The sequence below is a fragment of the Negadavirga shengliensis genome (assembly GCF_042652345.1).
Classification (GTDB): Bacteria; Bacteroidota; Bacteroidia; order Cytophagales; family Cyclobacteriaceae; genus Negadavirga; species Negadavirga shengliensis.
The window spans coordinates 79821-91504 of record NZ_JBHSJJ010000015.1 but is presented as its reverse complement, the minus strand read 5'-3'; the positions used below and the strand labels follow the sequence as shown (position 1 = coordinate 91504).

At 44.8% G+C, this 11684-nt stretch carries 10 protein-coding genes and 1 tRNA gene; 6 read left to right on the top strand and 5 right to left on the bottom strand.

All coding sequences use genetic code 11. The features are described 5' to 3' along the window. Nucleotides 1-81: 81 nt before the first annotated feature. Complete coding sequence (locus ACFPFU_RS20520) at nucleotides 82-774, bottom strand: lysoplasmalogenase (protein ID WP_377067629.1); 693 nt, start codon at nucleotides 772-774, stop codon at nucleotides 82-84. A gap of 377 nt (nucleotides 775-1151) precedes the next feature. On the opposite strand from ACFPFU_RS20520, the gene ACFPFU_RS20515 reads away from it, so the two are divergent. Next, nucleotides 1152-4514 (top strand): TonB-dependent receptor, encoded by a 3363-nt coding sequence (locus tag ACFPFU_RS20515; RefSeq protein WP_377067627.1) that lies wholly within the window; start codon nucleotides 1152-1154, stop codon nucleotides 4512-4514. A gap of 229 nt (nucleotides 4515-4743) precedes the next feature. Here the strand turns inward: ACFPFU_RS20515 and ACFPFU_RS20510 are convergent, their stop codons facing one another. Genes ACFPFU_RS20510 through gltX form a run of 3 tightly spaced genes read right to left on the bottom strand, consistent with a single transcriptional unit; the run spans nucleotide 4744 to nucleotide 7233 of the window. Beyond that, on the bottom strand, nucleotides 4744-5391 hold the full coding sequence (locus ACFPFU_RS20510; RefSeq protein ID WP_377067625.1) for an outer membrane beta-barrel protein: 648 nt from the start codon (nucleotides 5389-5391) through the stop codon (nucleotides 4744-4746). A gap of 57 nt (nucleotides 5392-5448) precedes the next feature. Beyond that, nucleotides 5449-5649, bottom strand: coding sequence for a hypothetical protein (locus ACFPFU_RS20505; protein ID WP_377067623.1), 201 nt, complete (start codon nucleotides 5647-5649; stop codon nucleotides 5449-5451). Between the two features lie 45 nt (nucleotides 5650-5694). Continuing rightward, entirely contained in the window at nucleotides 5695-7233 is a 1539-nt protein-coding gene (gltX, locus tag ACFPFU_RS20500; protein ID WP_377067621.1) for a glutamate--tRNA ligase, read from the bottom strand. 292 nt (nucleotides 7234-7525) lie between these two features. Here gltX and ACFPFU_RS20495 point away from each other — a divergent pair, with 292 nt between their 5' ends. From ACFPFU_RS20495 to ACFPFU_RS20480, 4 genes are all read left to right on the top strand, one after another. Beyond that, the gene (locus ACFPFU_RS20495; RefSeq protein ID WP_377067619.1) at nucleotides 7526-8122 is read left to right on the top strand and encodes a hypothetical protein; all 597 of its coding nucleotides are present in this window, start codon (nucleotides 7526-7528) and stop codon (nucleotides 8120-8122) included. A gap of 113 nt (nucleotides 8123-8235) precedes the next feature. Beyond that, complete coding sequence (locus ACFPFU_RS20490) at nucleotides 8236-8691, top strand: hypothetical protein (RefSeq protein ID WP_377067617.1); 456 nt, start codon at nucleotides 8236-8238, stop codon at nucleotides 8689-8691. Between the two features lie 109 nt (nucleotides 8692-8800). Beyond that, nucleotides 8801-9238 (top strand): hypothetical protein, encoded by a 438-nt coding sequence (locus tag ACFPFU_RS20485; protein WP_377067615.1) that lies wholly within the window; start codon nucleotides 8801-8803, stop codon nucleotides 9236-9238. Between the two features lie 155 nt (nucleotides 9239-9393). Further along, nucleotides 9394-9475: transfer RNA gene (locus ACFPFU_RS20480), tRNA-Leu, on the top strand. 4 nt (nucleotides 9476-9479) lie between these two features. On the opposite strand, the gene ACFPFU_RS20475 is transcribed toward ACFPFU_RS20480, so the two are convergent. Further along, nucleotides 9480-10574 (bottom strand): AI-2E family transporter, encoded by a 1095-nt coding sequence (locus ACFPFU_RS20475; RefSeq protein ID WP_377067613.1) that lies wholly within the window; start codon nucleotides 10572-10574, stop codon nucleotides 9480-9482. 173 nt (nucleotides 10575-10747) lie between these two features. Between ACFPFU_RS20475 and ACFPFU_RS20470 the strand changes: the two genes are divergently transcribed. Further along, nucleotides 10748-11629, top strand: coding sequence for a PIG-L deacetylase family protein (locus tag ACFPFU_RS20470; RefSeq protein WP_377067611.1), 882 nt, complete (start codon nucleotides 10748-10750; stop codon nucleotides 11627-11629). Nucleotides 11630-11684: the final 55 nt, after the last annotated feature.

Below are 11684 nucleotides of genomic sequence, written 5' to 3'. Positions count from 1 at the left end.
ACAAAACCTACTGATATTCCATATCAACCCCCAAACCCTAACCCGCTCAGGTTTAAAAGAGAAAGAGGGAAGGCCTGGGGGTTATTTTTTTGCGGCTATGAGGTGACTGCGGATGCCCATTACGATCAGGAGCTGGGCGAGCATATACGTGCCCATGACGAGAATGGAACTGTCGGGAATTGGGTGGAAAAATTGGTCCAGGGCTAAAATGCCATCTGAAGCCATAAAGAGCATGGCCCCCAGAAACACCTGCCAGAAACTACCGGGGTTGGTCCTCCCGTACCTTTCACGGGCAATGGTAGCCATCAATACGATCGCCAGTATATAAATGATGACCGGTATTTTCAAATCCTGAAGCTGGTTATGAATCAAAAAATAGAGAAAGGCAGAAAGGATATAAATGGGGAGGTTATAAAAAAATATCTTGATGAAATTAACCTTCATGAGATTGATGGTATGATTCTGGGTCAGTTTAAAGGCAATGATATAACAGATGTGGGTCATCAGAAAAGCGCCTAATCCGAACAAAAACAAGGGGGGAAATAAAAGAAGAATATCACCCAGGAGGGAAAATGCCAGCGCCGCTCCCACACTTTTTCTAAGAATGCTTCCTTTGATCACTGACGTGGTGGTAAGAAAATAGACCAATAAGCCGGTCATGATAAGGGGTTTGCTGAAGTACCGCAGCCCTTCCTCCTGATGGATGATAAATGCCAAATCAGCCAGCCCCGCAATCAAAAACAAATAGAGCCACAAAATTCCTTTTTTTTGCATTGTTGGTGGTTTTTTGGTTTTACGGATTTTAAATATAAAAGGGAATTTCTTAGCAGGCTAAAAAAATGCAGGGGAAGGAACAAATAAGGGCAGGTTTAGGGGCAAAATACTATTATAGAATGGACACATATAAGAAATTTATAATAAGTTAAATTTAAAAATACATATATTTAATTCTTTAATTAAATTGAAAATAGGCATTACTAAAAATTTCCTACTATAGTTAATGTTAATGATTTGTTAAGTATTTTTGTATAGACAAATTAAAACTTAATGGATTCAAAAGAAGATTGACTGATTATAGACCTACCTTTGTATCGTCAAAATGGCCTAATTGTTGAAGCAGTTATCTATTTCTATCAATTAATAAATTAAATATGAGGCAATTATTACTTAAAGAATTTCTTGTGGCTTTGATGTGTGTTTTGATAGCAACTCAGGCTTATCCACAAGTTACGACAAGTTCTGTCCAGGGATCGGTTTCTGATTCGGACGGAGAAACCCTTATTGGTGCAACGGTAAGAGCGGTGCATGAGCCTTCCGGATCGGTTTACGGTGCTGTCACTAATATTGACGGTAGATTTAACCTCCCTAATCTTCGTGTAGGGGGACCGTATTCTATAGAAGTGAGTTATATAGGATATGAGCCTCAGGTTTTTGCGGGAATTGTTTTGAGGCTGGGAGAGCCGTACAGCATGAATGTGGTGCTTTTGGACAGCGATGCGCAGTTGGAGGAAGTGGTGATTACCGGGACCCGGGGATCTGATTTTACTTCCAACAGAACCGGGACCGCCACAAACATCACCAATGAGCAGATCAATAACCTGCCTCAAATCAACAGAAGCGTTCTCGATTTCACAAGGCTTACCCCACAGGCAAGCGGCAATTCTTTTGCCGGCCGGGATGCCAGATACAACAACCTGCAAATTGACGGCGCCAATTTCAACAACGGTTTTGGTCTGAGCAGCAACCCGCTTCCGGGTGGGAATTCACAACCCATCTCACTGGATGCCATAGAAGAGATTACCGTGAATATTGCCCCTTTTGACGTTGTCCAAAGTGGGTTTACCGGCGCGGGGATCAATGCGGTGACCAGAAGCGGAACAAATACCTTTAAAGGATCAGCCTATGGGTTTTTGAAAAATCAGGATTTTCAGGGCAGAAGAATCGGGGATAATGAACTGGAAAGGGTGGAAGCAGCGACCAGAAACTACGGGTTTAGACTGGGAGGCCCCATCATCAAAAACAGATTGTTTTTCTTTGTCAATTTTGAAAGGGAAGAAGATACAGGCGCCAATGCCTCCGGAGTTAATCTTTGGAGACCCTCCGAAAACGGGGTAGCTGACCCTGAAAATAACATAGCAAGAACGAGAAGATCAGACCTCGAAGCTGTCCGTAACCATCTCATCAACCAGTGGGGTTATGATCCCGGGAGATACGAGGGATACGCCAACGAAGCCAAACAACATAGTACCAAGGTTTTGGCAAGAATAGACTGGAACATAGACGAAAAGAACAAACTGGCCGTGAGGTACAATCAGGTCGTAGGCATCTCCAACCAGCTTGCCAATGCAACTTCCGGCCCTCATCCAAGGGCTTCTTTTCCCGCAGGGGCCAGGGTCGGCCTCAATTCCATTACTTTCGAAAACGGGAATTACGGATTTGAAAACACAGTAAGATCAGTGACAGCCGAACTTAACAGCTATTTCAGTTCGAAATGGTCTAACCAGTTTTTGGCCACCTACACAAGAATACAAGACAGAAGAACAACGCCTTCAGGCCATATATTCCCCTTTGTTGATATCAGGCATGAAGGGGACACCGAAGAACTGAACTACATGAGTTTCGGTACTGAGCTTTTCTCTTACAATAATGATGTCATTAACAATAACTACTCGATCATCAATAACCTGAATTATGTAGAGGGAAAACATAACATCACTTTGGGTGGCGCATTTGAAGTACAGAATTTTGGCAACAGCTTTACCCGAATGGGGACCTCGTATTACAGGTATGCTTCCGTGGCGGATTTTCTCACCACAGGTACACCCAATGAGGTTTCCCCCATCATGTTTGGTTTGACATATCCTTATGAAGGTCAGGAAACCTACGCCAGAATCAATTTTGGCCTGGCATCTTTGTATGCCCAGGATAAATTTTCGGTGAATAAGGACCTGAGCCTGACTTTCGGATTGCGTGCGGAATTGCCTATCTACCTAAACAAGCTAACGCCAAACGAATCGATCAATGAAATTACCTTGATGAACCAATATGGAATGCCCACCAATTATGATTCCGGCTTATGGCCAAAAACAAGGGTAATGGTGTCTCCCCGATTCGGATTCAATTATGATGTGAACGGGGATAGAAGTCTTATCATTCGCGGAGGGACAGGTGCTTTTTCAGGAAGGGTACCCTTTGTTTGGTTGACAAATATGCCCACCAACTCCGGTGTGCTGCAAAATACCATCGAGCCCGGTAGTTATGCCGACGTAGCCCCTTGGATCAATAACATTACCTTCCAACCTTCCCCGTATTACTACGTAGAAAACCCTCCCCAGGGGGGCGAGAACGTGTTCATTTCTTCACCCGCAGAAGGAGCACCCGGATCTTTTGCATTGGTTGACAGAAGTTTTAAAATGCCCATGGTTTGGAGATCCAGCTTAGGCGTGGACTACCAAATTCCCAATTCTTCCTTCGTGTTGACTACCGATCTGCTCTATACCAGAGACATCAATGCCGCTTTCCAGTACGGGGCCAACAGGATGAGATCAAATAACCGAATGGATTACGGCAGCAGCGGCGAAACGGGGGACTACGGAGATACCAGGGAAATATTTCTTCCTGGACAGAGCACGGCCTACAACGGTGTCATGGGAGGAAACAATGCGACTGTGCTTACCAATACCGATGTGAAAGGGCATAGTTTCAGCGGTACGGTTGGGATTTCCGTGCCGGATTACAGAGGACTCAGTGGCTCGCTGTTTTATACCTACTCTATGGCCCAGGAGGTGACGGCAAATGCCGGTTCCAGTGCGGTTTCCGCTTGGGGAGCCAGTCCTGTCATCAACAGTCCCAACGATCAGATGCTGCATATTTCCAACTTTGCCATTCCTCACCGAATTGTAGGAAATGTAAGCTACAGGGTAGAATATGCCAATTCGTTGGCGACCACTTTCGGCATATTCTATGATGGTGCCCACCAGGGCCGGTTCTCCTATGTGTATGGCAATGATCTCAATGGGGATGGTATAAATGCGGATTTACTCTACCTTCCCAAAGATTCCAGAGATCTTAATTTTGTGGATATCGTGCAGAATGAAGAAGTGGTTTACTCTGCCGCGCAACAGCTATCCGCCTTTGACCGGTTTGTGGCTGAAAACGGATTAGAAAAATACAGGGGGGGATATGTACCCAGAAATGCTTTCCTGACACCTTGGCTTAACAGGGTGGATATCAGGGTGCTTCAGGATCTATATACCCAGGTCGGAGGAAGAAGAAATACGTTGCAACTCAGTGTGGATGTGGTGAATTTTGGAAACCTGCTCAACAGAAACTGGGGAATCCAGCAAAACCTTAACGGTGCCCAAAACCTGTTGTCCAGGGCCGGCGCGGTGAGTGCTGCTCCCAACTTTACGATGAACAGGGTCTCCGGAGAGTTGCCTGCTTCTCCTTTTATCAATGCAAGCGGTTTTCATACCACATGGAGCATGCAGGTAGGACTGAGGTACCTGTTTTGATTGGCCTTTTCCCCGATCCTGGCCGATTTAAGTTGCTTATGTAATTTGGATTATCTGGGCGGCCGATGGGATGAGGGCTTGTTTGACAGACATCAGAACAAGGACCCCAATTCATTTTAAATGATTGACTATAAGCCTCGAAAATTGTTCAACAGGACTTTTTCGGGGCTTATTTTAGTTGAGGGACGATGAGGTTCGCGCATCTGAAGAGAGCCGTCTTCACGTGGACTTATTTGATAACCATAAAAAGATAAGCCAATGTAAATTCCAGTTGGGTGAAGTTGAGATCAAATATGCGGTTCTGCCCTTCCGGCCTTCCGAATTCATAGGAAAACCGGACCTCGCCCTGGACCGTATGCCTACCAAAAAGTTTGGACAATCCCACACCACCCGTCAGTCCGTACATTAAACGGTTGGGTTCATCCCCCGGCTGTCCGTAGGAAGGAATAACCAGTTCGCTTTCACTTTCCCTGCTGATATCCCTTGCTTGCAGAAGATAACCGATATGCGGCCCGAGTTTTATATGGAACCGGCCGGAGTTACCCAGGTAAAAGTTGGACAGGATAGGTACTTTGACATAATCAAAACGGGTTTCGTTGCCAATATTCACCGTATCTGTGCCGGAAAAACCAGTGGTTAACATTTGAAATTCAATCTGTGCCCCGGCATTTTTTTGAAAAAACTGTTCGATGACAAGCGCATATGTAGGGGCGGAGATACCTGTGACTCTCCTGGGGAAACTCCCCAAAGTCGACCGGTAAGAAACGCTGGATTCCGTATAACCGGCTCTTATGCCTATGCTGGTCTGGGCATGGAGACATTCTGAAAAGAAGCTACAAAAGAAAAATATCAGGAGCCCTGCAGTTGTGGTTTTCATGGCGTATAATCCTGGGACATATTCCCGCAATATAAGGGAATAACCGCAGTTACGCGGTTATTCCTGATCCTTTTTTATATCATCCAGATCATCCCTGTCCCTGAGTTTTTTGTCATCCACGTTTTTGTTCAAAAACTCATTGATCTTATCTATAGGGAATGAACTGGAAATTTCACCAAAAGAATTGATGTTCATATTGAACCCTTCCAGTTCGGAATTAACCTTCGGAGTGTCTTTTTTCTTGGTTTTCTTAGCCATTCTCTTTGCGGTTTAAATTAGCATATAGACCGGCCCCATCGGGGCTCAATCATTGACTGTTAATTTATTTAACGCAAAATCTATTCTTTTGATCAATTCTTCCCGCCCTAATATTTCAAAAACCTGCATCAAATCCGGTCCTGCGCCAACCCCCGTGATGGCAAGTCTTACCGCCTGCATCACCTTTCCCAGTTTGATCTCTTTTTCCTGTGCGGCATTTTCAAGCAGGTTTTTTGCGGTGTCAGCATCCATGGGGCCCTCAAGCCGGGAAAGTTTTTCCCGATAAGTTTTCAATACTTCCACGGCGTCCCGGTTCCATCTTTTGGCGGCGACCTGCGGATCAAACGCTTCCGGAGCAAAAATCATGAACCTGCCTTCTTTCCATAAATCTGCCGGGAACGTGGCCCGCTCTTTCATGACGGAGGCTATTTTTTCCGCTTTTTCATCGCTGATGGTTATTCCCTCTTTTTTCAAATCCCTGCTCAGGTAGGAAGCCAGCACCGTGTCCGGTTTTTTGCGCAAATATTGCTCGTTATACCACTTGGCCTTATTGATGTCAAATTTAGTACCTGACTTGCCGATACGTTCCACAGAAAAGGCTTCTGTGAGTTCTTCCATGGAGAAGATTTCCCGATGATCGCCGGGGTTCCATCCCAAGAAAGCAAGAAAGTTAAGGAAAGCTTCAGGAAGGTAGCCGGCCTCTTTGAATCCTTCGGAAACTTCTCCCGTAATTGGATCCTTCCAATCCATGGGGAACAATGGGAAGCCATGTTTTTCGGCATCCCGCTTGGAAAGCTTTCCGTTTCCGTCCGGTTTGAGGAGCAGAGGAAGATGGGCGAATTCAGGCATGCTGTCTTCCCATCCTAAGTAGCGGTACAAAAGAACATGCAGGGGGGCGGAAGGAAGCCATTCTTCGCCCCTGATGACATGGGTGATCTTCATCAGGTGGTCATCCACTATATTGGCCAGGTGATAGGTGGGCATGCCGTCTGACTTCATTAAAACTTTGTCGTCCAAAGAGTTGGAATGCACCATGACCCATCCCCGTACCATGTCATTGAGTCTTATTTCCTCTTTTCTGGGGATTTTGATGCGGATAACATAAGGCTCACCGGATTCCAGCCTGGCTTTGACTTCATCGGCAGGAAGGGTGAGGGAATTTTTCATTTGGGTTCTTGTGATGGAGTTGTATTGCGGAGACACCACCCTCGCTGCTGTGAGGCGTTGGCGCATGGCCTCCAGTTCTTCGGCAGTGTCAAAAGCATAATAAGCATGTCCTTTATCCAGGAGATCCTGGGCATATTGCATGTACATTTCCTTTCTTTCGGATTGCCTGTAAGGTCCGGAATCCCCCGGTTTCCATGGGCTTTCATCCGGAGATATCCCCAGCCAGTCCAAAGCGTCTTTGATGTAGCCCTCTGCTCCTGGGACAAACCTTGCTTGATCAGTATCTTCAATCCGGAGCAAAAATTTCCCGCCATTTTTTTTGGCAAACAGATAATTGTACAGAGCGGTTCTTACTCCCCCAATATGAAGGGCTCCTGTAGGTGATGGGGCAAAACGTACACGTACTTGTTTATTCATAGAAGTGTGTTTGGTTTATTTATCCGTTATTGTTCCCTGTTCAGACCAACAACATAGAAAAACAGGCTTCATACATAACCGGACAGCGTGCCACAATAATGCAAAGATTTACAAGGGCACGCATTTCAAGGCGCAAAGATAAAAAAATTAAAAAGGAATATGACCGATTTTCACCCAAAGTGTTTAACTAATCCATTAAATTGAAGTGGTAGAAAAACAACAGTCTCCTTGATAATGGACAAAATCACCTGTTTTTTCGTTAAAAATAGCATGGTCCCTTACTGGAGAACCGATGAAAAAGACCCCAAATAATGACTTGAGCCCGGAATTGCTGAGAATTTTGAAGATTTTCATCGTTGCCTCCCTTGCATTTGTGTTGCTATTGTCCTTTTTCAATGAAAGAAGGGCGGACAATTCCGGTGAGGACAACGCTTTTCGGGTCACCGATGCAAGCCGTTTATATTTCAGAAACATCAGGAGGGCCTATTATCAAGTGGAAAGCCGTAGCGATGCCAGACTGGACGTATACCGACTCAGCAAGCGGGTAAAGGATTCAACCCAAAATGTGCTGAATCTGGCCATTGTGCTGAACAGGGATCGCAACACCGCCTATCTTTATGTAGAGCCTCAGGGTGGATTGGCTGGCGAGGACCCATTGGAGATCAGGTGGAGGTTTCCTGAACGTAAGGAGAGTGGAACCATACATTTTTCCTTCGGTGATCGTTATTCACATGTGGTATTTGCAAAGGAGATATTTTTCAGGTTAGAGGAGAATGCCGTGTATGAGGCCAGGTTTGACAATAAATGGATTCCGGTATTACAGAATGAAACTGAAAGAAAGGCCTTTATGACCACCATCCGGGATTATCTGCGACTGGTGCAGGGATGATTTTGTGTAGGGCCAGAAAAAGAAAGCATGAAATCCATCATATTGTCCTAAAAAACCGTATATTAAAACTGTCGTCAAATTTCGCTCAAACCTTATTCCCCAAATAACCGGCGATGGAACTGAAAAGAATTGATAATTTCTGGCATTTTTTTGCCACCCAGAATCAACTCTTCCTCAAGAAAAAGGTAGGTTCGGAGGTACGTTATTGCTTTACAAAAAACAGCATTAACCTGTGCCATACCCTTAACCCAAAATTTCTTTCTGAATCAAGGCTCAGCATGAAGCATATGGATTATGAATTGGGGGTGGAACATTATGCATCAGCAAAAAGGAGATTCGGTTTCAAACTGATGCCTGAGAATGTCCACCAACGGTTGTTTTTTCCGAAAGAAATCCTGAAGCTCAACAGCAACTTTTCCTTGTATGTGGAAAGGGACCGGTTTCGAAACTTCAAAGTGACCATCGAGCCGTTCCATCCCAGGAATATCCGTGAAATCATGAGAGCGGCCAACCTGGTTTCCGAAACTTTATGGGGATTCAAATATTTTTCCGAAACCATTAAAAATTAAATTTTATCCTCACATCATCAGAAATTCAGGATGTTCGGGAAGATGCCTTTGTGATATGCTGATAATATTTTTAATTTCAGGTGTTTTTAATTTAATCGGATCCACTGAAATGGCTGAAATCAAGCACAAGCCCGCGTTTACCATGCCCATGAGGGGCCTTTTGTTGCTAACAGGTATTTATACTTCATTATGGGGTGCTTTTTTCAGGTGGTTTGGTGAGGAAGCGTTTACCTGGCTGGCCATGGAAATCGAACCGGTTGCGGTAAGCGGCACCACAGCCTACGGCACCGTGGGGATGATCACAGGCATAGCAGTTTTTCTCGCGGCATTTTATCCCTTGAGCTGGATATATCTTATTGTCGTGGGAATTATGGGAAAGCTGGTTACGCTCACCTGGTTTTTGACGGGGTATATCGGGGAAGTGGGCTGGAACAAAAGATCGGTTTTTCATGTGGTGTTTAATGAAGCCATATGGTTGGTCCCCTTAAGTATCATATTGTACAATGCATGGGAAGTGAAAAAGTTTCTTAAGGGAAATAAACCCTGAATGATTGAAGTGTCCCCGCTACAATAATGCCATCCGTTGCGCGGGTTATACCACGGTTTAGAATCTTCGATAGTGAGCGTCGAAACTCAGGTTTTAAAGTTTTTATGCTTTCATTTGCTCCATAGGATTTAATTTCACTATTTTGCAAGCTCTAAGCGCACGTGGCGAAATTGGTAGACGCACTGTCTTCAGGCGGCAGCGCCTTCGGGTGTGAAGGTTCGAATCCTTTCGTGCGCACTTTTTACCTTTTTGCCTGCCATTTCCGCCTTATTGTCCTAATGAAATTTTCATTTTTCTCGTTGACGGGAAATGTGTCTCCAAGCAGGTAGCCGTATGGCTTCAGGGAAGGAATCCTGTCAAAGGTTATTTTCAGGATGCCAACCAATGGAATGAACAATATCATTCCTGATATGCCCCATATTCCACCGCCAATCAGAATAGCCAACACCACCGCCAATACATTCACTTTTACTTTCGAACCGACCACATAGGGAGTGATCAGGTTGTTTTCCACAGCTTGGATGCCCCAAAGTACGGCCAAAGTAAGCAGGGGATAAAAAAAAGTGTCTGTGGTCAGAAAAACATACAGGATAACAAGGGCGGAACTGATAATCACCCCAATATAGGGAATCAGGTTCATCACGGCGATCCAGATAGCGAACAGCAGATAGTATTTTATACCTATCAGGTAGAAGAAAAGCCCTGACAGTACAGCAACTATTGCGGTGACTTTAACCATCCCCACCAGGTATCCGTGGATGATCTTTCCCGAATCGGCCACCCAGGCGAGAATAGCGACATTACGTTTGGTGGAGATTTGATACAGAAAAGAGATGAAAAAATCCTTATAGTAGAGCATCAGGAAAGTATACAAAGGGATAATGGCAGCCAGGGTGAGGGATCTTCCCGTGTTAAAAATGGTATTGTTTAAATTATCCTCAGAGATCCAGCTTGAGAAAAACAGGCTCCCGTTATCTTCAGGTAATGCTATTCCGGTAATTGTTTTTAATTCTTCCAGGTATACACTGGTTTTTTCTTTTAATTTTTCTCCGATTTCAGGGATATCTTTTAATAGGTAGATCATCTGGTTGACCAATACATAAATCACTCCGGCTCCCACGATAGTGACCAAAACAATGCTGATGGCTATAGCCAATGCCCGGGGAAAACGTTTTTCTTCCAGCCAGTTGCTTATGGGATACAGGGCAAATGAAAAAAAAATGCCCCAAACCAGCGGGACGATGATAAAAGCAGCCGTATGAAGCAGCCATATCAATAATACCAGTGAAAGAAGGAAATAAGCAGTGCGTTGAACGGGGTGCAGGTTCTGGTTCATTGGTATGAATTGGCTTAGGGTACTAAAATAAGGATTAAGGGTACATCAAACCAAAAAACACAACGGTTATTAATAAAAGGATTTCCTGGAAGACAATTGCAAAAATTACATTGGCAAAATTCATTGAAATACCTATCTTCACTTTTTGCTTTTACCAACCGACATATAAAATTATGATATCCAGAATTCTAGTTATTTTATTGTTCTGCGGCCATGCTTTCATCCATGCCAATGCCCAACAGAATAAACCCTTGCAGATCATCATGATAGGGGCCCACCCCGATGATTGTGATATCAAAGCCGGCGGAACCGCGGCATTATTTGTTGAAATGGGGCACAATGTGAAATTTCTTTCCGTAACCAACGGCGATGCAGGCCACATGGAAGAAGGGGGCGGAATGTTGGCCAAAAGGCGCTTGAAAGAAACCCAGGAGGTGGCCAGAAGATTAGGGATCACCTATGATGTGCTGGACAACCATGACGGGGAATTGTTGGCCACTTTGCCGGTGCGTCTCCAGGTGATCAGGAAGATCAGAGAATGGAATGCGGATGTGGTGATTGCTCCCAGATCCAATGATTACCACCCTGATCACCGTTATACCGCGATTCTGGTACAGGACGCGGCCTATATGGTCGGTGTGCCCAACGTGGCGGCCGATACCCCGCCTTTGGACAAAAATCCCGTGTTCCTGTATTTTCAAGACCATTTTCAAAAGCCCAATCCTTTTCAGCCTGACATCGCGGTGGACATTACTGCAGTGATTGATAAAAAGATAGATGCGATGGACGCGCATGAATCCCAGTTTTATGAGTGGTTACCCTGGATAGGTGGCTATTTGGATGAGGTGCCCCAAGGGAAAGTGGAAAGAAAAATCTGGTTGAAGGATAAACGAACAGGCAGCATCAATCCGCAGGTAAGGAAAAGTCTGGAAAAATGGTATGGCGCTGACAAAGCCAGGAATGCCCAATATGCGGAAACGTTCGAGATCTGTGAATATGGGTCCCAGCCTTCCGAAGAAGATATTAAAAAGCTATTTCCCATGTTAGGGAAATAATTTTTGCAGGAAAACGACTTTACAAAAATCCATATGACCGTGGGTCCCATGATCA